Source organism: Pseudomonas sp. CIP-10 (assembly GCF_020911845.1).
GTDB classification, from domain to species: Bacteria; Pseudomonadota; Gammaproteobacteria; order Pseudomonadales; family Pseudomonadaceae; genus Aquipseudomonas; species Aquipseudomonas alloputida.
On sequence record NZ_CP087160.1, the window covers coordinates 1,985,150 to 2,007,747 of the forward strand.

At 62.1% G+C, this 22,598-nt stretch carries 20 protein-coding genes; 13 read left to right on the forward strand and 7 right to left on the reverse strand.

The window, feature by feature from the left end; translation table 11 throughout:
• Nucleotides 1-284: 284 nt before the first annotated feature.
• Nucleotides 285-1,610, reverse strand: coding sequence for an isocitrate lyase (gene aceA / locus LMH93_RS08850; protein ID WP_003251416.1), 1,326 nt, complete (start codon nucleotides 1,608-1,610; stop codon nucleotides 285-287).
• A gap of 490 nt (nucleotides 1,611-2,100) precedes the next feature.
• A complete protein-coding gene (locus LMH93_RS08855) occupies nucleotides 2,101-2,865 on the reverse strand; it encodes a secretin N-terminal domain-containing protein (RefSeq protein ID WP_173879731.1) in 765 nt (254 codons plus the stop codon).
• Nucleotides 2,866-2,990: 125 nt separating this feature from the next.
• On the opposite strand from LMH93_RS08855, the gene LMH93_RS08860 reads away from it, so the two are divergent.
• From LMH93_RS08860 to LMH93_RS08870, 3 genes are all read left to right on the forward strand, one after another.
• On the forward strand, nucleotides 2,991-4,166 hold the full coding sequence (locus LMH93_RS08860) for a hypothetical protein (protein WP_003251412.1): 1,176 nt from the start codon (nucleotides 2,991-2,993) through the stop codon (nucleotides 4,164-4,166).
• Nucleotides 4,167-4,219: 53 nt separating this feature from the next.
• A complete protein-coding gene (locus LMH93_RS08865; RefSeq protein ID WP_230065018.1) occupies nucleotides 4,220-5,929 on the forward strand; it encodes a S8/S53 family peptidase in 1,710 nt (569 codons plus the stop codon).
• An 83-nt stretch (nucleotides 5,930-6,012) separates the two neighbouring features.
• On the forward strand, nucleotides 6,013-7,455 hold the full coding sequence (locus LMH93_RS08870) for a SulP family inorganic anion transporter (RefSeq protein WP_020191995.1): 1,443 nt from the start codon (nucleotides 6,013-6,015) through the stop codon (nucleotides 7,453-7,455).
• 112 nt (nucleotides 7,456-7,567) lie between these two features.
• Here the strand turns inward: LMH93_RS08870 and fusA are convergent, their stop codons facing one another.
• Nucleotides 7,568-9,679, reverse strand: a complete 2,112-nt coding sequence (gene fusA / locus LMH93_RS08875) for an elongation factor G (protein WP_004576937.1) — start codon at nucleotides 9,677-9,679, stop codon at nucleotides 7,568-7,570.
• 73 nt (nucleotides 9,680-9,752) lie between these two features.
• Nucleotides 9,753-10,178: a hypothetical protein gene (locus LMH93_RS08880; protein ID WP_014755923.1), complete on the reverse strand. Its 426-nt coding sequence runs from the start codon at nucleotides 10,176-10,178 to the stop codon at nucleotides 9,753-9,755.
• Between the two features lie 211 nt (nucleotides 10,179-10,389).
• Between LMH93_RS08880 and LMH93_RS08885 the strand changes: the two genes are divergently transcribed.
• Nucleotides 10,390-10,692, forward strand: coding sequence for a hypothetical protein (locus LMH93_RS08885; protein WP_014590324.1), 303 nt, complete (start codon nucleotides 10,390-10,392; stop codon nucleotides 10,690-10,692).
• Between the two features lie 3 nt (nucleotides 10,693-10,695).
• Here the strand turns inward: LMH93_RS08885 and LMH93_RS08890 are convergent, their stop codons facing one another.
• Nucleotides 10,696-11,946 (reverse strand): 2-aminoadipate transaminase, encoded by a 1,251-nt coding sequence (locus LMH93_RS08890; protein ID WP_003251401.1) that lies wholly within the window; start codon nucleotides 11,944-11,946, stop codon nucleotides 10,696-10,698.
• Between the two features lie 180 nt (nucleotides 11,947-12,126).
• Nucleotides 12,127-13,023, reverse strand: coding sequence for a transcriptional regulator GcvA (gene gcvA / locus LMH93_RS08895; protein ID WP_003251398.1), 897 nt, complete (start codon nucleotides 13,021-13,023; stop codon nucleotides 12,127-12,129).
• Nucleotides 13,024-13,280: 257 nt separating this feature from the next.
• Between gcvA and LMH93_RS08900 the strand changes: the two genes are divergently transcribed.
• The 3 genes from LMH93_RS08900 (at nucleotide 13,281) to LMH93_RS08910 (ending at nucleotide 16,001) form a co-directional block, all read left to right on the forward strand.
• Nucleotides 13,281-14,663, forward strand: a complete 1,383-nt coding sequence (locus LMH93_RS08900) for an amino acid permease (protein ID WP_003251396.1) — start codon at nucleotides 13,281-13,283, stop codon at nucleotides 14,661-14,663.
• Between the two features lie 57 nt (nucleotides 14,664-14,720).
• The gene (locus LMH93_RS08905) at nucleotides 14,721-15,218 is read left to right on the forward strand and encodes a PaaI family thioesterase (RefSeq protein WP_003251394.1); all 498 of its coding nucleotides are present in this window, start codon (nucleotides 14,721-14,723) and stop codon (nucleotides 15,216-15,218) included.
• Between the two features lie 87 nt (nucleotides 15,219-15,305).
• Nucleotides 15,306-16,001: a glutathione S-transferase N-terminal domain-containing protein gene (locus LMH93_RS08910; protein ID WP_003251392.1), complete on the forward strand. Its 696-nt coding sequence runs from the start codon at nucleotides 15,306-15,308 to the stop codon at nucleotides 15,999-16,001.
• A 373-nt stretch (nucleotides 16,002-16,374) separates the two neighbouring features.
• Here LMH93_RS08910 and LMH93_RS08915 read toward each other — a convergent pair whose 3' ends face one another.
• Nucleotides 16,375-17,991 (reverse strand): inorganic phosphate transporter, encoded by a 1,617-nt coding sequence (locus tag LMH93_RS08915; RefSeq protein ID WP_230065019.1) that lies wholly within the window; start codon nucleotides 17,989-17,991, stop codon nucleotides 16,375-16,377.
• A gap of 128 nt (nucleotides 17,992-18,119) precedes the next feature.
• Here LMH93_RS08915 and LMH93_RS08920 point away from each other — a divergent pair, with 128 nt between their 5' ends.
• The 6 genes from LMH93_RS08920 (at nucleotide 18,120) to pgsA (ending at nucleotide 22,583) form a co-directional block, all read left to right on the forward strand.
• Entirely contained in the window at nucleotides 18,120-18,506 is a 387-nt protein-coding gene (locus LMH93_RS08920) for a DUF488 domain-containing protein (RefSeq protein ID WP_003251388.1), read from the forward strand.
• A gap of 10 nt (nucleotides 18,507-18,516) precedes the next feature.
• On the forward strand, nucleotides 18,517-18,960 hold the full coding sequence (locus LMH93_RS08925) for a GNAT family N-acetyltransferase (protein ID WP_019750877.1): 444 nt from the start codon (nucleotides 18,517-18,519) through the stop codon (nucleotides 18,958-18,960).
• Nucleotides 18,961-19,067: 107 nt separating this feature from the next.
• Entirely contained in the window at nucleotides 19,068-19,457 is a 390-nt protein-coding gene (locus LMH93_RS08930; protein WP_003251382.1) for a helix-turn-helix domain-containing protein, read from the forward strand.
• Between the two features lie 63 nt (nucleotides 19,458-19,520).
• On the forward strand, nucleotides 19,521-20,159 hold the full coding sequence (gene gacA, locus LMH93_RS08935; RefSeq protein ID WP_003251380.1) for a response regulator transcription factor GacA: 639 nt from the start codon (nucleotides 19,521-19,523) through the stop codon (nucleotides 20,157-20,159).
• 6 nt (nucleotides 20,160-20,165) lie between these two features.
• The gene (uvrC, locus tag LMH93_RS08940; RefSeq protein WP_003251376.1) at nucleotides 20,166-21,989 is read left to right on the forward strand and encodes an excinuclease ABC subunit UvrC; all 1,824 of its coding nucleotides are present in this window, start codon (nucleotides 20,166-20,168) and stop codon (nucleotides 21,987-21,989) included.
• A gap of 33 nt (nucleotides 21,990-22,022) precedes the next feature.
• Complete coding sequence (pgsA, locus tag LMH93_RS08945; RefSeq protein ID WP_003251374.1) at nucleotides 22,023-22,583, forward strand: CDP-diacylglycerol--glycerol-3-phosphate 3-phosphatidyltransferase; 561 nt, start codon at nucleotides 22,023-22,025, stop codon at nucleotides 22,581-22,583.
• The last annotated feature ends 15 nt before the right edge of the window (nucleotides 22,584-22,598 follow it).

Genomic DNA, 22,598 nt, shown 5'->3' on the forward strand with positions numbered 1-22,598 from the left:
TCCTTGCTGCTGGGCTGCCACAAGCATAGCCCTGATCCGGGGTTTTGCTGCGGCCTGTGCCGGCCCTTTCGCGGGTAAACCCGTTCCTGCAGCGGCCTGTGCCCAATCGCCGATGTGTGTGTCTTCCCGATCAGTGTAGGAGCGGGTTTACCCGCGAATACGGTAGCGGCGGCAACGGTGAACGGCTGGTAAAAATTGGCCAGCAGGCCCGGCCCTTTCGCGGGTAAAAACAAAGGCCCGGAGCTTTCACAAGCCCCGGGCCTTTGTTCAACCGCAACCCACTATCAGTGGAACTGCTCTTCCTCGGTCGAACCGGTCAGTGCAGTCACCGACGAAGCGCCACCCTGGATCACGGTGGTCATGTCGTCGAAGTAGCCAGTGCCCACTTCCTGCTGGTGCGCCACGAAGGTGTAGCCCTTGCTGGCGTCAGCGAATTCCTGCTCCTGCAGCTTCACGTAGGCGGTCATGTCGTTGCGGGCGTAGTCGTGCGCCAGGTTGAACATGCCGTGCCACATGTTGTGGATGCCAGCCAGGGTGATGAACTGATGCTTGTAACCCATGGCCGACAATTCGCGCTGGAACTTGGCGATGGTGGCGTCGTCCAGGTTTTTCTTCCAGTTGAAGGAAGGCGAGCAGTTGTACGACAGGATCTGGTCCGGGTACTCCTTCTTGATCGCCTCGGCGAAGCGACGGGCTTCGTCCAGGTCCGGCTTGGCGGTTTCACACCAGATCAGGTCGGCGTACGGGGCGTAGGCCAGGCCGCGGGCAATGGCCTGATCGAGTCCGGCACGGACCTTGTAGAAGCCTTCGCGGGTGCGCTCGCCAACCACGAACGGCTGGTCGTACGGGTCGCAGTCGCTGGTCAGCAGGTCGGCGGCGTTGGCATCGGTGCGGGCCAGGATGATGGTCGGTACACCCGACACGTCAGCGGCCAGGCGCGCGGCTACCAGCTTCTGTACGGCTTCCTGGGTCGGTACCAGCACCTTGCCGCCCATGTGGCCGCATTTTTTAACCGAGGCCAGCTGGTCTTCGAAGTGCACGCCGGCGGCGCCTGCTTCGATCATGTTCTTCATCAGCTCGTAGGCGTTCAGTACGCCACCGAAACCGGCTTCGGCGTCGGCCACGATGGGCGCGAAGTAGTCGATGTAGCCGTCGTCGCCCGGGTTCTTGCCGGCTTTCCACTGGATCTGGTCGGCGCGGCGGAACGCGTTGTTGATGCGTTTGACCACGGTCGGTACCGAGTCGACCGGGTACAGCGACTGGTCAGGGTACATCGACTCGGCCGAGTTGTTGTCGGCGGCAACCTGCCAGCCGGACAGGTAGATGGCCTGGATGCCGGCCTTGACCTGTTGTACAGCCTGGCCGCCCGTCAGGGCGCCCATGCAGTTGACGAAATCTTTTTCGGGGCGGAAGGACGGGTGGGCACCTTCGGTGACCAGCTTCCACAGTTTTTCTGCGCCCTGACGCGCAAAGGTGTGCTCAGGTTGCACGGAGCCACGCAGGCGAACGACATCAGCGGCGGTGTAGGTACGGGTCACGCCTTTCCAGCGCGGGTTTTCGGCCCAGTCTTTCTCGAGGGCTGCAATTTGCTGTTCGCGTGTCAGTGCCATGGAAATAAACCTCGTCGCATCGATCTTGGGTTAATTGTGCTGATGCTCGGAGCAGATCAGGTGCCTGGCGGCTGTCCTGTTCGCAGGAATGCGGCGGCGAACGCGAAGGCTCGAAGGGGAAGGGTGGGCAGACCAGGCGAAGGTGTGCTCCGGCAGGTCGGCTCGTGGTTGCCTTGCTGCGGTGCGACGCGATTGCCAGTACTGCGGTGATGCGCTTCCGTCCCTCGGGACAACTTCTTCGTTGCAGTCGCAATCCCGTCGAACCGCCTTGTGGGCCGTATAGACACGAGGCGCCTCCAGGGGTGGGAGGAGTACGCCTCGAAGGCCCTTGCCAGGGCCCCTGATTAGCGGGAGCGAGGCCATCATGCCCTTGGGAAAAAGACCCTGTCAAATGTTTTGTAGTGCTTTTTTGTACTTACTACATCTTTGGTCTAATGCGACTTGGCAGTCAGTTTCAAGGCCTTTGGTCGAAGCCTTGAATTGCCTGGTATCAGTCGACAAGGTCGACTTTGACCCGCAATGTCATGTTTTCACCCCGTTGGGTGCTGTACGTATGGCTTGATGCGCTGCGATCGGCTTGGCTCTGCTGGTTGAACCCCGCCAGGGTGATCCACTCGCCGAGCTTGCCCGTGACTGTCGTGTCGGTACTTTGTACTTTCACTACATCTGCACGTTCGTGGCTGATGCGGTCATTATTACTGCTTATTTGCAGGCGAACCGTTTCGCCGCTCAGGCTGGGGGTCACGTAGAAGCCTTGGGTCACGTTGCGGTATTCGGTGTTGCTCTGAATGCGCCCATAGCCGTCTGTGCTGGTGCTGGTAATGGGGATGCTCTGGCCCACCTGGATCAGTGCCGGTTGCCCTTCGCTGGCTTGTACCTGCTGCATGCCGCCGTCGCGGTTGCTGGTGCCGTAGTGAATGACGCGTGCGTTGCCGCGGTTGTCCTGGAAGTTGCTGTCGTTGTTGTCGACGCTGATCAGCAGGCGCTTGGGCGCGGTATCCAGCTGTTGCAGCAGGGCGCGCAGGTCGTCGATGCGCTCGGGGCTGGCGTTGACGATCAGTTTGTTCTCGAAGGCGCTGACCGTGCCGTCCTTGCCGATGAACGCCTGCAGGGCGGGCAGCAGTTCGGCGCTGCTGCGATGCTGAAGTGGCACCACCTCGGTGGCGGCATGGGCGGTGAGGCTGGCGACCAGCAACAGGGAGGTGAAAAGGGGGCGTAGCGGCATGTCCATGATCTCCGCAGGTGGAATCAACATGATGGCAAATTTGCTGACTTTTTGCCGGATCTGGATCACGCCGGCCCTGTTGCGGACGGTCGTATTATCCTGGTTTATCTTGTAGGCTATAAATTATAGTAGGCAAGATAATTGAGGTTAATTGCATGTCTCCCGTTCGCCCGCTCCTACGCCGTCATCAGTTGGCCACCGCACTGGCCCAAGACCTGGCCGGCGAGTCGTTGGTCGATTACAGCTCGGGCATGTTCCTGGCCGCGCCCCGGCGTACGGGCAAGAGCACCTTCCTCAACAACGACTTCATACCGGAATGCGTACAGCGCGGCTGGCTACCGGTTTACGTCGACCTGTGGTCGGATCGCGACGCCGCCCCTGCGCAGCTCATCAGCGGCGCCATCGGTACTGCGCTGGCCAGATTCGAAGGTGCGCTGGCCAGGACGGCGAAAAAGGCCGGTGTCGACAAGATCAACCTGCTGCGCACCCTGAGCTGGGATTTCACCCGCCCGCAACTGCCTGCGGGTACTACCCTGGCCCAGGCGCTTGCCGTGTTGCATCAAGTGTCAGGGCAGTTGGTAGTACTGATCATCGACGAGGCTCAGCACGCCCTTAACAGCGAAGATGGCCTCAATGCGATGTTCGCGCTGAAAGCCGCGCGTGACCACCTTAACCGTGGCGACCGTCCGGACGGCTTGCGCCTGGTGTTCACGGGCTCTAGTCGCGACAAGCTGGCCAACCTGGTACTCAAGAGCAAGCAGCCATTCTTTGGTGCCAGCATCACGCCTTTTCCGTTGCTGGGGCGTGAATATGTCGAATTCATCACCGCCTTGTGGAACCGTCGCCTGGCCGACAGTAACCAGTTCAAGGTAGAGGACCTGGCATACGCGTTCGAATTGGTCGGCCGGCGCCCGGAAATGCTCAACAAACTGTTGGCCGAAGTCAGTGTCGGCCTGGGGGAGGCGGGCAACCTGGGTGAACTGCTGCGCAATGGGGCGCTGAACCATCAAGCCGGGGTGTGGAGCGACTACGAAAGCGCTTGGAACGAACTTACGCCGTTGCAGCAGGCCGTGCTAGAGGTCATGGCTGAGCGCACGCTGGGTCGGCAGCCGTTTTCCCCGTTTACCGAGCAAACCCTGGTTGAGGTCAGCCGCAAGCTGGAGCAGGCCCAGGCGGTAGCCAACGTCAACACGGCAAACGTACAGAAGGCCCTCGATGCCCTGCGCGACAAGGAGCTGGTATGGAAGGCCAATCGTGGCGAGTACGCGTTGGAGGATACTGCCATGGCCGAATGGCTCGCCCGCGACCAGGCAGTCGCCGGCCACAGGTGAACCTTTGAGGTGCCCCGTAAGTCGCACTCACAGGGAGCGCGTGGGGTGATTGCATGAAGGGTGTCCTGATCTTGCTGTTATGGCTTTGCAGTCTTGGTGCACAGGCTGCAGCGGACACGCTGCGCATCAAGCAGCTGCAGCGTTGCGGCGACTTGTTCAGCGATAGCCAGCAGCGATGGTGCCTGCGTGCCGAAGGGCTCCGGGCAAATCTGCCAACGGTATGGCTCGGCGGTACGCGGCTGTCAGAAGCCGATATCGAGCGCCAAGGTGACCGGCTAACGCTGAAACTGGCGAGACAAGCCCAGCGCAGTGCCCCGCTCTGGCTGGCCGATGGCGGCCGCACCAGCAACCCGGTATGGCTGAGCCGCCAACGCAGTCATGTGATCGCCGCAGGGCCCGATGAAGTGGCGAAGAACATGGATGGCCTGATCACCTATGTCGATCTGGTCAGCCTGTTGATCGAAGAAAAATACGACGGCCTCGACGAGGCCCGGCGCATCGCCGGCAAATACGGCGCCCAGGTTGTCGGTGCCATACCGCCGCTGAATGTCTACCAGTTGCGCTTGCCGGTAGATGACCTGGTGCAGCGCGATGCGATGGTCCTGCGCATGGGCAGTGAAGTCAGCGTGGATGCCGTGATTGTCGAAGAGTCCGGCCCCGAGCGCGGGGAGGAGGGCAATGGGCGCAGCACCCGGGCCATCGACCAGGCGGACGAATGGGCCGCCAACCGCTTCATGGACGCGCTGTATTTCTACCGGCGCCGGATTGCCGCATCTCGCTTGCCGGTGAAGCCCGTGCGGGTCGGGGTAATCGAGCGCGAAGTGGACTTTGACGCCCCAGGGTTCACCCATTATCGAGGGGGCTGCGAACAAGGCCAGACATGCCTCTACGCGCGCGACGGTGATCGCCCGGCAGGCCACGGCAGCCATGTCGCAGGCATTCTCGCTGCGCAGGGTGAGGGCTTTTTGCCAGGGCTGGGCAAGCACAGCCCTGGCTTCGAGGTGGTGGTAGAGCGCAACTCGGATGCCGGTATCACCGCCAACATCGCTGCCTCGGTGAACCTGGTCGAAGATGGCGTGCGGGTGCTGAACTGGAGCTGGGGCATTCACCGGGTCGGGGCACGCAATGTGAAGGGTGATGAGGTCGATTCGCTGGTGCGCTCCGGGCTGGCAATGAGTGGCTACGAGGAGTTACTTGAGGAGTTCTTCCTCTGGCTGCGCAAGGAGCACCCTGATGTGGTGGTGGTGAATTCGGCGGGCAATGGTGCGTCCTGGTCGGGGACCGATGAATATCGCCTGCCTTCGTCGTTTATCACCGAGCAATTGCTGGTGGTGGGCGGGCATCAGCGCAGTGACAAGGCTACGGCAGTTGAAGCCCACGATCACGTGCGCAAGCGTCACAGTTCCAATATCGACATGCGCGTGGACGTCAGTGCTGCTGCCTGCATACGCCCAGTGTCTGCCGAGGCTGCGCATTGCGGCACGTCGTACGCAACACCCTTGGTGACTGCCACTGTGGCGACGATGCTGTCGATCAACCCGGCACTTACCCCGGAACAGGTGCGCATGCTGTTGCGGCGCAGTGCCTTGACCCTGGGCGCCGAACAGGATTTTGAAGCGATGGATGCCGAAGACCTGACGGCGCCGATCCTGCCCTCAGAGCGTGGTGGCCGCCTGAACGACCCGGACCTGGGCCGTTCGGCGCGCCTGGACATGCAGCGTGCGCTGGACCTGGCCGTGCAGAGCCTGGAACGGGTGCGTTGAGCGGTGGCCGCTGTCAGACAAATTCCGTAACATCGCGCCCCTCGTTTTTCTATCGTCCGTCAGGACTGCACCACAGGAAGCCCATGAAGCCCGCCCGACTACGCGCCGACCTGCTCGCCGGCCTCACTACCTCGTTTGCCTTGGTCCCCGAGTGCATCGCCTTTGCTCTGGTGGCCCATCTCAACCCGCTGATGGGCCTGTATGGCGCGTTCATCATTTGTACCCTGACGGCGCTGTTCGGCGGGCGGCCGGGGATGATCTCAGGCGCTGCCGGCTCGATGGCGGTGGTGATCGTCGCCTTGGTGGTGCAGCACGGCGTGCAGTACCTGCTGGCCACGGTGCTGCTGGGCGGTGTGGTGATGATCCTGTTCGGCCTGCTGCGTCTGGGCAAACTGGTGCGCCTGGTGCCATACCCGGTCATGCTTGGCTTCGTGAACGGCCTGGCCATCGTCATCGCCATGGCTCAGCTGGAGCATTTCAAGGACGGCGAACACTGGCTCAGTGGCACGCCGCTGTACCTGATGATCGGCCTGGTCGCGCTGACCATGGCGGTGGTTTATGTGCTGCCGAAACTGACCCGTGCGGTGCCACCGGCCCTGGTGGCGATCCTCGGTGTTGGCCTGCTGGTGTACGTGCTCGGGCTGCCTACCCGCACCCTGGGCGACATGGCGCATATCGCCGGTGGCCTACCGGGGCTGGCACTGCCGGATGTGCCCTGGAATCTGGAGACCCTGAAGATCATCGCCCCCTACGCGGTGCTGATGGCCATGGTCGGCCTGCTGGAAACCCTGCTCACCCTCAACCTGACCGATGAGATCACCGAGAGCCGTGGCTTCCCGGACCGCGAGTGTGTGGCATTGGGCGCTGCGAACATGGTGTCGGGCCTGTGCGGCGGCATGGGCGGCTGCGCGATGATCGGGCAGACGGTGATCAACCTCAGCTCCAATGGCCGGGGCCGGTTGTCGGGGGTAGTGGCCGGGGTGATGATTCTGCTGTTTGTGCTGTTCCTGTCGCCGCTGATCGAGCGCATTCCCCTGGCGGCGCTGGTTGGGGTGATGTTCGTGGTGGCCCAGCAGACCTTTGCCTGGGCGTCGTTGCGGGTGTTGCACAAGGTGCCGGTGAATGATGTGCTGGCGATCGTTGCGGTGACTGTGGTCACGGTGCTCACCGACCTGGCCATGGCGGTGCTGTTCGGTATCATCATCGCTGCGCTCAACTTTGCCTGGCAGCATGCGCGGGAGCTGTATGCCGACACCCATGAGGACGCGGAGGGCGGCAAGCGTTATCAACTGCATGGCACGCTGTTCTTTGCCTCGACCACCTCGTTCCTCAACCAGTTCGACACGGCCGGGGACCCGGCCCAGGTCACGCTGGATTGCCAGCATTTGAGCTTTGTCGACTATTCGGCGGTTGCGGCGCTGAAAACCCTGCGCGAGCGCTATGCCAAGGCGGGCAAGCATTTGCGCGTGGTGCATTTGTCCGAGCGGTGCAAGAAGCTGTTGAAGCGGGCGGGCGAGCAGCACTGAAAACGGTTGGTGTCTGTGTCGGTTTCTTCGCGGGTAAACCCGCGCCTACGGGGGATCGCATACCCCTGTAGGCGCGGGTTTACCCGCGAAGAGGCCGGCACAGGAGAACCACTTACTCTCCGCGGCTCTTCTTGACGATGCCATCGGCAATGCTCGCCGGGGCCTCGGCATAGCGGGTGAACTCCATCGAGAAGCTGGCCCGGCCCTGGGTCATCGAGCGCATCGAGGTGGCGTAGCCGAACATTTCACCCAGCGGCACTTCGGCACGTATCACCTTGCCTGCCGGTGTTTCATCACCGTCCTGGATCATGCCGCGACGTCGGCTCAAGTCGCCGAGGATGTCGCCCTGATATTCCTCGGGCGTCACCACCTCTACCTTCATCACCGGCTCCAGCAACACTGCGCCGCCTTTCTGCGACAACTGCTTGGTGGCCATTGACGCGGCGATCTTGTAGGCCATCTCGTTGGAGTCGACATCGTGGTACGAGCCATCGAACACGGCGGCCTTGAGGTTGATCAGGGGGTAGCCGGCAAGCACGCCGTTCTTCATTTGCTCTTCGATACCCTTCTGGATTGCCGGGATGTACTCGCGGGGTACCACGCCGCCGACGATCTCGTTGATGAACTCCAGGCCTTCTTTGCCTTCATCACCGGGGGCGAACCGGATCCAGCAATGGCCGTATTGGCCACGGCCACCGGACTGGCGCACGAAACGCCCCTCGATCTCGCAGGTATTGCGGATTTTTTCCCGGTAGGCCACCTGCGGCTTGCCGATGTTGGCCTCGACGTTGAACTCGCGGCGCATGCGGTCGACGATGATATCCAGGTGCAGCTCGCCCATGCCCGAGATGATGGTCTGGCCAGTCTCTTCATCGGTACGCACGCGGAATGAGGGGTCTTCCTGGGCCAGCTTGCCCAGCGCGATACCCATTTTTTCCTGGTCGGCCTTGGTTTTCGGCTCTACTGCGACGGAAATCACCGGGTCGGGGAAGTCCATGCGTTCGAGGATGATCGGTTTGTCCATGTCGCACAGGGTGTCACCGGTGGTCACGTCTTTCATGCCGATCAGCGCGGCGATATCGCCGGCACACACGTCCTTGATTTCTGCGCGCTGGTTGGCGTGCATCTGCACCATGCGGCCGATGCGTTCCTTCTTGCCTTTGACCGAGTTGAGTACCGCATTGCCTGAACTGAGCACGCCAGAATAAACGCGGGCGAAGGTGAGGGTGCCGACGAACGGGTCGGTGGCGATCTTGAAAGCCAGTGCCGAGAACGGCTCTTTGTCGTCGGCGTGCCGTTCCAGGTGCTTTTCTTCATCGTCCGGGTCGGTGCCGCGGATGGCAGGAATTTCCGAGGGGGCGGGCAGGTAATCGATTACCGCATCGAGCATCAGCGGCACGCCCTTGTTCTTGAAAGAGGAGCCGAGGATGGTCGGCACGATTTCGTTAGCGATGGTGCGTTTGCGCAATCCGGCCTTGATTTCGTCGACGCTCAGCTCTTCGCCTTCGAGGAACTTGTTGAGCAGTTCGTCATTGGCCTCGGCGGCTGCTTCAATCATGTGCGCGCGCCATTCGTCGGCAAGCGCCTGCAGATCGGCGGGGATTTCTTCTTCGCGGTAGCTGGTGCCCTGGTCGGCATCGTTCCAGTAGATGGCCTTCATCTTCACCAGGTCGATCTGGCCCATGAAGTTTTCTTCGCTGCCGATGGCCAGCTGGATGGGCACCGGGTGGTGCCCCAGGCGTTGATCGATCTGCTTGACCACGCGCAGGAAGTCGGCCCCTTGGCGGTCCATCTTGTTGATGTAGGCCAAGCGTGGCACGTGGTACTTGTTGGCCTGGCGCCAGACTGTCTCGGACTGCGGCTCGACGCCGTCCGCGCCGCTGAATACCACGACCGCGCCATCGAGCACGCGCAATGAGCGCTCCACCTCGATGGTGAAATCGACGTGGCCTGGGGTGTCGATGATGTTGAAACGGTACTTGTGGGCGAACTGCTTGGTCGAGCCTTGCCAGAACGCTGTGGTCGCCGCCGAGGTGATGGTGATGCCGCGTTCCTGCTCCTGGGCCATCCAGTCCATGGTCGCCGCGCCATCGTGCACTTCGCCCATCTTGTGGTTGACCCCGGTGTAGAACAGGATCCGCTCGGTGGTCGTGGTCTTGCCGGCATCCACGTGGGCGACGATGCCGATATTGCGGTACAGCTCGATGGGCGTTGTGCGGGCCATGGCGGACTACCTGTGGGTGGACGGATTCCACCAAGTTAGCAGACCGGTGGAATCCTGCCCTGCCACCGGGCCGTCAGTCGGCCTGGGCTTGCAGCATCCACTGGCCATCTACTTCACGGGCCAGGCCGCTGGCCGGCAGCAAGGCCAGCAGGCGCGTGTGCAGGGCGGCCTCGGTGAAGGTCTTGAGGGTGGTCAGGTCCAGCGCGCCGACCAGGTTGAGATCAGCCTTGGTGTACGACAGCCAGGCTTTTTTCAACACCTGGGCGACGTCGCTGCCGGCGGTGGTGGCGAACCGGCGGTGCCACTGGCGGCCTTCGAAGGTGAAGTTGTGCGCGTGGCTGTAGGTGCTTTGGTCGGCGCCTTCTACGCAGCGGTGGCAGCGGCATGGGCCCTCGCCGAAGGCATTGCGCAGGTAGCTGTTGAAGTCCACGACGGGCTTGAGGGACAGGCGTTTGTCGACTTCGAACAGGTCGGCGATCAGGGGTTCTTCGGCGCTCACTCGGGATCCTCGTGTGGTGTGGCGTGCATCGGCGGGCACCCTAACAGATCGGGGCATTCAGATCACCTGTCGCAGGTGCCCTGCATACCCTGAGCAACATGCGATCCCTGTGGGAGCGGGCGTGCCCGCGAAAAGGCCAGTAGAGACAACAGAGACAGCCTGCCGTACTCTACGCGCCCGTACGCCTATACACCCACCGAGGTAACCCCGTTTGAGCATCAAGTACCCGTACATCGCCACCGTGACCATCAGCGCTGAAGACCGTGGCGGAGATACCGAGGCTTCGGAAAACCCCAAGATGCGCGTGGGCCTGGAAGCGGTGACCGAAACCCTGAAGAAGGTGCATTTCGTCGGTACGCTCGCGGCCCCTGAGAAACCGGCCACGCACATTTGCGTGACCCTGGAGAACGGCCTGACCTATTACGGCCCGATCGTCAACGGCCATGCCGAACTGGAAGGCGGCTGGATCGCCTTCGAGTCCGACATGCTTACCCCGGAAGAACTCGGCCTGTAAGCCTCAGTTCAGTTCTGCCAGGCACTGCTCGAGGATATCCAGCCCTTCCTCGAGCACCTCGGCCTCGATGGTCAACGGCGCCAGCAGGCGAATGATGTGCCGCGCCTTGCCGCTGGGCATCAGCAGCAGGCCCTTGGCGCGGGCCGCTTCCATCACCTTGGCCAGTTGTGCCGGTGCCGGGCTGCCATCGGCATTGGCGAACTCGATCCCTCGCATGGCGCCCACGCCGGTCAGGCGGCCGATGTACGGGCTCAGGCCCGAAGCCTTCCAGCGCTCATAACGGCTGACGATGGCCTGTTCCTGCCGTTCACCCCAGGTTGCAACGTTTTCGTCGGTCATCTGCGCCAGGCTGGCCAAGGCCGCCGCACAGGCAATCGGGTTGCCCGAATAGGTGCCACCCAGGCCGCCCTTGGGCAGCGCCGCCATCAATTCCTTGCGCCCGACCACTGCACCCAGCGGCATACCGCCAGCGATGCTCTTGGCCAGCAGCAGCAGGTCGGGCTCGATACCCAGGCGCGGAAACGCGAAGCGCTGGCCGGTGCGGCCGAAGCCCGACTGGATCTCGTCGATGATGATCAGGATGCCACGCTCGTCGCAGAAGCGGCGCAGGGCCTGGGCGAAGGCCGGGTCCAGGGCAAGGAAGCCGCCTTCACCCTGCACCGGCTCGAAGATGAACGCCGCGACGTCCTCCACGGCCAGCTCGACGCTGAACAGGCGATCCATGGCCTTGAGCGCTTGCTCGCAGGTAACTCCGGTATCCGCGCCAGGGTAGGGCAGGTGATACACCGGCCCGGGCAGTTCGCCGACCCGCTGCTTGTAGGGGGCGACCTTGCCATTGAGGTTCAGGGTGGCCAGGGTGCGGCCATGGAAGCCGCCGTCGAACGCGATGATGGCGCGTTTGCCGGTGGCGCCGCGGGCCACTTTCAGGGCGTTTTCCGCCGCTTCCGCGCCGCTGTTGGTGAGCATGCCGGCCAGTGGGTAGCTGACTGGCACAAACTGGCTCAGTTGCTCCATCAGGGCCAGGTACGGGCCGTGAGGGGCCGCGTTGAAGGCGTAGTGGGTCAGGCGGGTGGCCTGAGCCTGGATGGCCTCGACCACAGCGGGGTTGCAGTGGCCCAGGTTGAGCACGCCGATACCGCCGACGAAGTCGATGTAACGTTTGCCGTCAGTGTCCCAGACTTCGGCGTTACGGCCATGGGAAAGTGTGATCGGGTGAACGATGGCAATGGATTGGCTGATACTTTCCTGGTTCATGGGGGCACGCGGACCTTGTTCGAGTTTCTTATTATCCAAGCGTGTCGGCGGGTTATTCCGCAAACGAATTATTCGATTGCGATCATTCCATGGATTCGTGATCTGGCCGGTTTTTTGGGTTGGCTGTGCCGGCCTCTTCGCGGGCAAGCCCGCTCCTACCAGAGGCCACGGCAGGTCAAATCAATCGCCTTCAGCCACCCGCTCCCGGATCCACTGCACGAAGGCCCTGATCTTGGGCACTTCGGCCGCATGCTCGGCATGCGCAATGAAGTGCCTCCCGTTGCTTGCCACAGGGTGGTCCCAGGCCACCACCAGCTTGCCTTCGCTCAGCTCTTCGGCCACCAGATAGCGGGGAATCAGGGCTATGCCGCAGCCGGAGATGGCCGCGCGGATACACAGGTAGAACGTGTCGAAGCGCGGCCCGTGGTAGCTGTTCTGGCTATGCAAGCCAAGCCCCAGGAACCACTCATGCCAGGCCTCCGGCCGTGACACGCATTGCAACAGGCGGTGCTCAGTCAATGCCTGGGCGCTGTCGAAACGGTGGCTGGCCAGCAGCTGCGGGCTGCACACCGGCACCACTTCTTCGCTGAACAACTCGATGCAGGTCGCCCCGGGCCAGGTGCCCTGGCCGAAGAAAAAGGCGACGTCAGCCTTGGCCTGTACCAGGTCGAATGGCTCCAGCTCGTTGCGCACATCCAGGTGAATGCGTGGGTAGCGGTCACCAAAACCCTTGAGCCGGGGCACCAGCCAGCGGGCGCCGAAGGTCGGCTGGGTGGCGATGCGCAGCACTTCGGTTTCGTCGCCGTAGCTGAGGATGTAGCGGCTGGATATGTCGATCTGGGTGAGGATCTTGTTCACTTCGGTGAGGTACAGCGCGCCGGCCGGGGTCAGGTGCAGGCGCCGGCGAATGCGCTGGAACAGCGAGTGCGAGAGCATGTCTTCAAGCTGCGCGACCTGCTTGCTGACGGCGCTCTGGGTCAGGTGCAGTTCCTGGGCCGCGCGGGTGAAGCTGAGGTGGCGAGCGGCCGCTTCGAAGCACTGAAGGGCGGTGGTCGAAGGCATCAGGCGTTTGGACATGACGGGTGAATACCGAGCAAAAAAGGAAGGAGTTCATTCCATAAAGGAATTATGTGGTTCGAAAAGGTCGTTTGTTGACCCCGGCCTATAGATTAATACTGACCTGGATCAACGATTACAACCGGTCATGCGAAGAGGAGGTCAATACCCGCTTCGGTCATCTGCAAAAAACAACAACAACACACATCAGAAATTTATAAGAATTCTGCTCAGACCTTCAGCCGCTTTGCTGCGGCCGACCCATTCGAGGGTTCTTCATGGCTTCGCAAGACAACAAGAAACAGCGCTCACTGCAGCACGGCCTGACTTCCCGTCAGGTTTCCATGATCTCCATTGCCGGCATCATCGGCGCCGGGCTGTTCATCGGGTCCTCCAACGCCATTGCCACCGCCGGCCCGGCCATCCTCATCTCCTACGCCATGACTGGCCTGCTGGTCTTGCTGGTGATGCGCATGCTGGGTGAAATGGCCATCGCAAACCCCAACAGCGGCTCTTTTTCCACCTACGCCTCGGAGGCCATCGGGCCTTGGGCGGGCTTTACCATTGGCTGGCTGTACTGGTGGTTCTGGGTGTTGATCATTCCGGTGGAAGCCATTGCCGGTGCTGACATCCTGCATGCCTACTTCCCTGGCGTGCCGTCCTGGCTGTTCGCCTTCCTGATCATGCTGGTGCTGTCGGGCACCAACCTGGTCAGCGTGAAGAACTTCGGTGCTTTCGAGTACTGGTTCGCGTTGGTCAAGGTGGTCGCGATCATTGGCTTCATCGGGGTGTGCACCTTGGCGGTGTTCGGTTTCTGGCCGCTGGCCGAGGTCTCCGGGGTCAGCCGACTGTGGGACAGCGGTGGTTTCATGCCCAATGGGTTCGGGACGGTGCTTGGGGGCGTGCTGATCACCATCTTCTCGTTCTTCGGTGCCGAAATTGTCACCATCGCGGCGGACGAAACCGCCAACCCGAAAGACAAGATTCGCCGCGCCACCAACCTGGTGGTGTACCGCATCGCCATTTTCTACCTGGCGTCGATCTTCCTGGTGGTGTCGCTGGTGGCCTGGAACGACCCCGGGCTGAAAGCAGTAGGGTCGTTCCAGCGTGTACTGGAAGTGCTGAACGTGCCGGGCGCCAAGTTGCTGGTTGACCTGGTGGTGCTGGTGGCGGTGACAAGTTGCATGAACTCGGGGCTGTACACGGCGTCGCGCATGCTCTATTCGCTTGGCGCGCGTGGCCAGGCGCTGAGCGTGACCAAGCGCATCTCCGGTTCCGGCGTGCCGACCGTGGCAGTGATCTTCTCGACCCTGGCGGGTTTCGCTGGCTGCCTCGTCAACTATGTGTTCCCGGGCAAGGTGTTTGGCTTCCTGCTGTCGACCACTGGCGCCATCGCTTTGCTGGTGTACCTGGTCATTGCCGTGTCGCAGCTGCGCATGCGTGCCCGTGCCGAGCGTGAAGGGCGCCCGCTGGAACTGAAGATGTGGCTGTTCCCATGGCTGACCTGGCTGGTGATCGGCACCATCGTCATGGTGCTGGGCTACATGCTGTTCAGCGATGCCTACCGCTATGAGACGCTGATGACTGCCGGGGTGACCGCGTTCATCCTGCTGGTTTCGCTGACCCAGCGACGTACGAAGATGGTTGCCCAGACGGTCTGATGTTTCTGCTTTAATGGGGGCGTTGCGCGCCCCCATTCCAACAAGCACAGGAAGCGTATGACTGATCACACACTTTCCCTTCAAGCCCTCGCGGCCCCTGAGGGTACTTGCTATGGCTGCGGCTGTTCCCACCCCAGCGGCCTGCACCTGCAAAGCCACTGGGACGCCGACGGTGTTCACCTGGTGTGCCGGCACTCGCCCGACAGCACCTTCATTGGCTGGCCTGGCCTGGTTTACGGTGGCCTGCTGGCGATGCTGGTCGACTGCCACTCCAACTGGACGGCGATGGCCTACCACTACCGTAACGAAGGCCGAGAACCGGGCAGCCTGCCGCGTATCGACTGCGTTACCGGCACGCTCAACCTGACCTACCTGAAACCTACGCCGATGGGCGTCGAGCTGTTGCTCAAGGCGCGTGTCGAAGGCGAAGTGGGGCGCAAGAGCCGGGTCATCTGCGAAGTCTGGGCAGAGGATGTACTGACGGTGACGGCCGACTCCGTGTTTGTCCGCGTCGATACCGAAAAGCTCAAGCTCAAGGCCCACGGCCAGGCCTGAGCTGCCAACGCTGATGAGTGGTCGGTGATGGTCAGCGGCTGGGGATGTCTCTAGAGTGACAGGCTCATTCCCTTGGCAAGGTTGATCATGACCGAACTCAGTGCTTTCCCCATTACCCGCAAATGGCCCGCCAAACATCCCGAACGCCTGCAGTTGTACTCGCTGCCGACGCCCAACGGGGTGAAGGTGTCGATCATGCTCGAAGAGATTGGCTTGGCTTACGAGGCGCACAAGGTCAGCTTCGACAACGATGACCAATTGAGCCCCGAGTTCATCTCGCTCAGCGCGAACAACAAGATCCCCGCCATCCTCGACCCGAACGGGCCGGGCGGTCAGCCGCTGCCGCTGTTCGAGTCGGGGGCGATCTTGCAGTACCTGGCGGAGAAGAGCGGCCAGCTGCTCAGCCAGGACCCCGCCCAGCGCTACCAGACCCTGCAGTGGCTGATGTTCCAGATGGGCGGCATCGGGCCGATGTTCGGCCAGGTCGGGTTCTTCCATTTCTTTGCGGGCAAGGAATATGAAGACAAGCGCCCGCGCGACCGCTATGTCAACGAGTCCAAGCGGCTGCTGGGCGTGCTGGATCGGCATTTGAAAGGTCGGCAGTGGATGGCTGAGGAATACAGCATTGCCGACATAGCCATCTTCCCTTGGGTGCGCAACCTGGTGGAGCGCTACAACGCCCGTGACCTGGTGGGCTTCGACCAGTTCAAGGAAGTGCAGCGCGTGCTGGCGAATTTCCTCGAGCGGCCAGCCGTGCAGCGTGGCCTGAAAATCCCGGGCTGATCAACCTGTGTAGGGACAACTGCCTTGTGCAAACGTTGAAAGGCCTGCGCGGTCGCCCGTAGGCGCGGGTTCGCCCGCGAAAGGGCCGGGCCTGCTGGCCAATCTCCACCCGCCGTTCACCGTTGCCGCCGCTACCGTATTCGCGGGTAAACCCGCTCCTACCACGTTGGTGGACGCATGCCGGAGATTGGGCGCAGGCCGTCGTGTAGGAGCGGGTTTACCCGCGAAAGGGCCGGGCCTGCTGGCCAATCTCCACCCGCTGTTCACGGTTGCCGCGGCTACCGTATTCGCGGGTAAACCCGCTCCTACCAAGGTGGTGGACACATGCCGGAGATTGGGCGAGTCCATCGATTACATCCGACGGCGTACAGGTTCAGAAGATGTGGTTCAGCAGCCAGTACAGGCTGCCAGCCAACAGCATTGCCGCTGGCAGGGTCAGCACCCAGGCCATCAGCAGATTGAACAACGTGCGTTTCTGAATCCCCGACCCATTGGCGACCATGGCGCCGGCCACCCCCGAACTCAGCACATGCGTGGTCGACACCGGCAACCCGAACATATCCGCCGCGCCAATGGTGCACATCGCCACCACTTCAGCCGATGCGCCTTGGGCATAGCTGAGGTGGGTCTTGCCGATCTTCTCGCCAACGGTGACCACAATACGCCGCCAGCCAACCATGGTCCCCAGCCCGAGCGCGATGGCTACAGCCACCTTCACCCACAACGGAATATAGCGGGTGGCGTCGTCCAGCTGGGCCTTGAACAACAGCACTTGGCTGCGGGTGTCGGCATCGAATGTCACCAGGTGGTTTTTCTCCATGAGGCGGATGGCTTCACTGGTCAGGTACATGTCGTTGCGCACGTTGGCCATGGCTTCAGCCGGTACGCGGTTGAGCGAGCCATAGCCTTTGACCTCTTCGCCGATCATCCCGGTCAGCGCCGCCAATGCCGGTACCAGGTGCGGGCTGGCCTTGGGCTCGGCAATGAACAGGGTAAGCACCTGGCGCGAGTCAGCCGGGGCCGCTTGCGGGTTGCTGCGCACCAGTGCCTGGCGGGTCACCTCGGCGACGGCGGAAAACTGCAGGGCCTGCGCGTTGGGCATGGTCTTGTTCAGCGCATAGGCCATCGGCAGGGTGCCGACCAGAATCAGCATGATCAGCCCCATGCCTTTCTGGCCATCGTTGGAGCCGTGGGCAAAAGAGACCCCGGTGCAGGTCAGAATCAGTAGGCTGCGGATCCACCACGGTGGCGGTGTTTGGCCTTCCGGTGCCTGGTAAAGCGCCTTGCGTTTGACCAGCGCGCGCAGGGCCAGCAGCAGCAGGGCTGCACAAGCAAAACCGATCAGCGGTGAGAACAGCAGGGCATAACCCACCTTGCTGGCCTGGGCCCAGTCCACGCCGCTGGTGCCGTCACGCCCATGCATCAGCGCATTGGCCACGCCCACGCCGATGATCGAGCCAATCAGGGTGTGCGAGGACGATGCCGGCAGGCCCAGCCACCAGGTGCCAAGGTTCCAGATGATCGCCGCCAGCAGCAGGGCGAAGACCATGGCGAAGCCGGCCGAAGAACCCACCTGCAGAATCAGTTCTACCGGTAGCAAGGCGATGATGCCGAAAGCCACCGCGCCACTGGAAAAAAGCACGCCCAGGAAATTGCACAGCCCAGACCACACCACCGCTACCGGCGCCGGCAATGAATGGGTGTATATCACGGTGGCTACCGCGTTGGCGGTGTCGTGGAAGCCGTTGACGAACTCGAAGCCCAGGGCAATCACCAGCGCCAGGCCCAGCAGAAGGAACGGTGTGGCCGTGGTGATGACCGTACCGCTTGCGGTCACATCCTGCTTGAGGCTCCAGGCGGTGTAGGCGATACCCGCCAGCAGCAGGCTGAAGAACAACGTTAAGGTGGCACGCCCAGGTTTGTGGGAGAGCTGCGGGCGAGCGTCGTGTTTGGCCAGTAGTGGGCTGCTGGCCACTGACGGGGTTGCCATGGGGGCTCCGGTTGGCGTTGGGCGAAAGTGCCGAAGGCCTTGAGCATAGAAACAATTCGTAACCCGGCCGTGACCTCGATCAATGAATTATCTAGGCTCAAGACGGACGGTAATGGCAGGAGACGCCCATGATTCGCTGCAAACGTGTCTATGATGCGGTTGAGGATGAAGATGGCCAGCGTGTGCTGGTCGACCGCCTTTGGCCGCGCAACAAACGCAAGGAAGACCTCCATGGGCAGTGGTTGCGCGAAGTGGCACCTTCGAATGAATTGCGTAAGGCGTTCCATCAGGGTGAAGTGGATTTCGCCGGTTTTACCCAGCGGTACCAGCAAGCGCTGGCGGCCCACCCCGAACACTGGTACCCGCTGCTGGACATGGCCAGGAAGGGGACGCTGACATTGCTTTATGCCGGCAAGGACAGCGAGCACAACAATGCCCGGGTGCTGGCCGACTGGTTGGAAAACGAACTGGACAGGTGTGGCCCTGGCAGTTCGCCAGTGTGTTATGCCCAATGAGCGCGATGCGATGCCCTTACAGTTGATTCCCGCCCAAGATATCCACTGCACCTTCGCCCGCGACCTTACGCGCCGCGCCATGTTGCCCTACTACCGTGAATTCGACCTGCTGTGGATCGAGGACGCCTTCGACGCAGCCTGGGGCTGGCGCGAGCAGTGGCTGGTGATAGAAGGCGACACGCTGTTGGGTTTTTGCAGCCTCAGCCAGGACCGCCAGGCGCTGTTCATCCGCGAGTTGCACCTGTTGCCTGAGTACCGTGGGCGAGGGGTCGGTAGCTGGGTGCTGGAAGAGCTGGCGCTGTGGGCCAGGCAGCGGCGCCTTCCCCTGTTGCGGCTGATGGTGTTCCGCAGCAACCCGGCCCGCCTGCTGTACCAGCGTCACGGCTTCGTCGAAATGGGTGAAGACGAATGCTTTGTGCGGATGCAGCGGGATATCAACGTAGTAGCTAAATGATGGCTTGTCGCGACCGCAGAGCATGGGCATAGTGGATCCGCACCTTTACGGCTGCCTGCAGGCGGGCAGGCGGTACTTGAGAGGATAAGGGAAAAGGAGAAGCCCCTATGAACGGAATCGGTCCACGGCTGCGGGAAGAGCGTGAGCGGCTGGGTATGACCCAGCGTGTATTTGGCGATATCGGTGGCGTCGAGCCCAACGCTCAGGGCAAGTACGAAAGCGGTGAGCGCACGCCGCGGCTAGATTACCTGGCGGCATTGGCGACCCGGGGCGTGGATGCGTTGTATGTCCTCAGCGGCCTGCGCACCCCGGCAGCGCACGAAGGTTTGAACACGGATGAGTCCGGTTTGCTGGGGGCTTTTCGGAAATTGCGGTCGGATGATCAGGCGGCGCTCTTGCACCTTTTGGGGCGGTTGGCCAACGACGCCACGCCCCGGCAAATAGTGAGGCCTCTCACAGTCCAACGTCAGTCGTTTCTGACGGAAGCAATGCGTTAGGCCCACCGTGAAAAATTTTGTTAAGGTGGCGGGATCCAATCGCCCTGCTGACGAGGTGTGTGCTTGATTAGGGTCTTAGTGGTCGATGATCACGATCTGGTACGAACCGGTATTACACGCATGTTGGCCGACATCGACGGCCTGCAGGTGGTGGGTGAGGGAGATTCCGGCGAGTCGGCGCTGAAACTGGCCCGGGAGCTGAAACCGGACGTTGTGCTGATGGATGTGAAAATGCCCGGCATCGGCGGCCTGGAGGCCACCCGCAAGCTGCTGCGCAGCCACCCTGACATCAAGGTAGTGGCGGTGACGGTGTGCGAGGAAGACCCGTTCCCCACACGCTTGTTGCAGGCCGGCGCTGCCGGCTACCTGACCAAGGGTGCAGGCCTTGACGAAATGGTTCAGGCCATTCGTCTGGCCTTTGCCGGCCAGCGCTATATCAGCCCACAGATCGCCCAGCAGTTGGCGCTGAAACCGTTCCAGCCGCAGGGCTCGCCGTTCGACGCGCTGTCCGAGCGGGAAATCCAGATTGCCCTGATGATTGTCGGCTGCCAGAAAGTGCAGATCATCTCCGACAAGTTGTGCCTCTCGCCCAAGACCGTCAATACTTACCGTTATCGGATCTTTGAAAAACTCTCGGTCACCAGCGACGTCGAATTGACCTTGCTGGCCGTTCGCCACGGTATGGTTGACGCAAGCCTGTAAAACCTCATGTCCCAAGTCTTTGATGCCAGCGCATTCCTGGCGACCTGCAGCGGTCGCCCGGGCGTTTACCGGATGTTCGACGGCGAAGCCCGGCTGCTTTACGTGGGCAAGGCCAAGAACCTGAAGAAACGCCTGGCCAGCTATTTCCGCAAGGCTGGCCTTGCGCCCAAGACCGCCGCGCTGGTTGCGCGCATCGCCCAGGTTGAAACCACCATCACCGCCAACGAAACCGAGGCGTTGCTGCTGGAGCAGAACCTGATCAAGGAGTGGCGGCCGCCTTACAACATCCTGCTGCGCGACGATAAGTCCTACCCCTACGTGTTTCTGTCCGATGGCGAGTTCCCGCGCCTGGGCATTCACCGTGGGGCGAAAAAGGCCAAGGGCCGTTACTTTGGCCCGTACCCCAGCGCCGGGGCCATTCGCGAAAGCCTCAGCCTGCTGCAAAAGGCCTTTTCTGTGCGTCAGTGCGAAGACAGCTACTACGCCAACCGCACCCGGCCATGCCTGCAGTACCAGATAAAGCGCTGCAAAGGGCCCTGCACCGACCTGGTGACTGCCGAGGAATACGCAGAAGACGTGCGCCATTCGGTGATGTTTCTGGAAGGGCGTAGCCAGCAACTGGGCAATGAGTTGAACGCCGAGATGGAGAAGGCCGCCATGGCCCTCGATTTCGAAAAAGCCGCCGAGCTGCGCGACCAGATCGCCTTGTTGCGCCGCGTGCAGGACCAGCAGTACATCGAGGGCGGCAGCGGCGATGTCGACGTCATCGCCGCCTTCGTCAACCCGGGTGGTGCCTGTGTGCACCTGATCAGCGTGCGCGGCGGGCGAGTACTGGGCAGCAAGAACTTCTTCCCGCAGGTGGGCATCGAGGAGGAGGTGGCCGAGGTCATGGCCGCATTCCTGTCCCAGTACTATCTGGGCAACGCAGAGCGCGAGCTGCCCGGTGAGTTGATCGTCAACGTTGTTCACGAAGACTTCAACGCCATCACCGAAGCGTTGCACACGCTGCGTGGCCGCGAACTGACCATCAGCCACCGGGTGCGCGGCACCCGCGCCCGCTGGCAGCAACTGGCCGTGACCAATGCCGAGCAGGCGCTGAATGCCCGCCTGGCCAACCGCCAGCACATGGCTGCGCGCTTCGAAGCCCTGGCCGAAGTGCTGGGCCTGGACGAAGTGCCGCAACGCCTGGAATGCTACGACATCAGCCACTCCAGTGGTGAAGCGACCGTGGCCAGTTGCGTGGTGTTCGGCCCCGAAGGGCCGATCAAGTCCGACTACCGCCGCTTCAACATCGAAGGTGTCACTGCAGGTGACGATTACGCAGCCATGCATCAGGCCCTGACCCGTCGCTATGGGCGCATCAAGGACGGCGAGGGCAAGCTGCCCGACGTGCTGCTGGTGGACGGCGGCAAGGGCCAGCTGAACATGGCCCGCGATGTGATGCAGGCGCTGGGCTTCACCGACCTCACCCTGCTGGGTGTGGCCAAGGGCGTTACACGCAAGGCGGGTTTCGAAACCCTGTACCTGAACGATGTGCATCACGAATTTACCCTCAAGGGCGATTCATCGGCGTTGCACCTGATCCAACAGATCCGCGACGAAGCCCACCGCTTCGCTATCACCGGCCACCGCGCCCGCCGTGGCAAGGCCCGTCGAGTCTCCAGCCTTGAAGATGTGGCCGGGGTAGGGCCCAAGCGCCGCCGCGACCTGCTGAAACATTTCGGCGGCCTGCAGGAGCTCAACCGCGCCAGTATCGATGAAATCGCCAAAGCCCCCGGCATCAGTAAAAAGCTTGCCGAGTCGATTTATGCCAGCCTGCATAGCGAGTAGAATGCCGGGCTCAACTTGCAGCCAGTCGTACCGATGAATATTCCAAACCTGCTCACCGTTCTACGCGTCCTGCTCATTCCGTGCTTCATTCTGCTGTTCTACATGCCCTATCAGTGGAGTTACATGGCCGCCAGCAGCGTATTCGCCGTAGCCGCCGCCACCGATTGGCTGGACGGCTACCTGGCGCGTCGACTGCAGCAGAGCACGCCGTTCGGCGCCTTCCTCGACCCGGTGGCCGACAAGCTGATGGTGGCAGTGGCCCTGGTGCTGCTGGTGCAGACCCACGCCAACTTCTGGCTGACCCTGCCCGCCGCGGTCATCATCGGCCGCGAGATCGTGGTGTCTGCGCTGCGCGAGTGGATGGCTGAGCTAGGCGCGCGGGCGCATGTGGCGGTGTCCAACCTCGGTAAGTGGAAGACTGCGGCGCAGATGCTGGCGCTGGTGATCCTGCTGGGCAACCCACCGGCGGTGACCTTCTGGGTGATCCTGGGCTACGGGCTGCTGCTGGTGGCAGCGGGGCTGACGCTGTGGTCGATGGTGCACTACCTGCTGGCCGCCTGGCCGCACCTGCGCGAAGGCTCGGAAAAAAAATAAAAGTTTTTTGAATCA

Bases quoted from the DNA above. Each gene is read 5' to 3' on its own strand.
- aceA (WP_003251416.1), bottom strand. From the start codon at position 1,610: ATGGCACTGACACGCGAACAGCAAATTGCAGCCCTCGAGAAAGACTGG.
- LMH93_RS08855 (WP_173879731.1), bottom strand. From the start codon at position 2,865: ATGTTGATTCCACCTGCGGAGATCATGGACATGCCGCTACGCCCCCTT.
- LMH93_RS08860 (WP_003251412.1), top strand. From the start codon at position 2,991: ATGTCTCCCGTTCGCCCGCTCCTACGCCGTCATCAGTTGGCCACCGCA.
- LMH93_RS08865 (WP_230065018.1), top strand. From the start codon at position 4,220: ATGAAGGGTGTCCTGATCTTGCTGTTATGGCTTTGCAGTCTTGGTGCA.
- LMH93_RS08870 (WP_020191995.1), top strand. From the start codon at position 6,013: ATGAAGCCCGCCCGACTACGCGCCGACCTGCTCGCCGGCCTCACTACC.
- fusA (WP_004576937.1), bottom strand. From the start codon at position 9,679: ATGGCCCGCACAACGCCCATCGAGCTGTACCGCAATATCGGCATCGTC.
- LMH93_RS08890 (WP_003251401.1), bottom strand. From the start codon at position 11,946: ATGAACCAGGAAAGTATCAGCCAATCCATTGCCATCGTTCACCCGATC.
- gcvA (WP_003251398.1), bottom strand. From the start codon at position 13,023: ATGTCCAAACGCCTGATGCCTTCGACCACCGCCCTTCAGTGCTTCGAA.
- LMH93_RS08900 (WP_003251396.1), top strand. From the start codon at position 13,281: ATGGCTTCGCAAGACAACAAGAAACAGCGCTCACTGCAGCACGGCCTG.
- LMH93_RS08905 (WP_003251394.1), top strand. From the start codon at position 14,721: ATGACTGATCACACACTTTCCCTTCAAGCCCTCGCGGCCCCTGAGGGT.
- LMH93_RS08910 (WP_003251392.1), top strand. From the start codon at position 15,306: ATGACCGAACTCAGTGCTTTCCCCATTACCCGCAAATGGCCCGCCAAA.
- LMH93_RS08915 (WP_230065019.1), bottom strand. From the start codon at position 17,991: ATGGCAACCCCGTCAGTGGCCAGCAGCCCACTACTGGCCAAACACGAC.
- LMH93_RS08920 (WP_003251388.1), top strand. From the start codon at position 18,120: ATGATTCGCTGCAAACGTGTCTATGATGCGGTTGAGGATGAAGATGGC.
- LMH93_RS08925 (WP_019750877.1), top strand. From the start codon at position 18,517: ATGCCCTTACAGTTGATTCCCGCCCAAGATATCCACTGCACCTTCGCC.
- LMH93_RS08930 (WP_003251382.1), top strand. From the start codon at position 19,068: ATGAACGGAATCGGTCCACGGCTGCGGGAAGAGCGTGAGCGGCTGGGT.
- uvrC (WP_003251376.1), top strand. From the start codon at position 20,166: ATGTCCCAAGTCTTTGATGCCAGCGCATTCCTGGCGACCTGCAGCGGT.
- pgsA (WP_003251374.1), top strand. From the start codon at position 22,023: ATGAATATTCCAAACCTGCTCACCGTTCTACGCGTCCTGCTCATTCCG.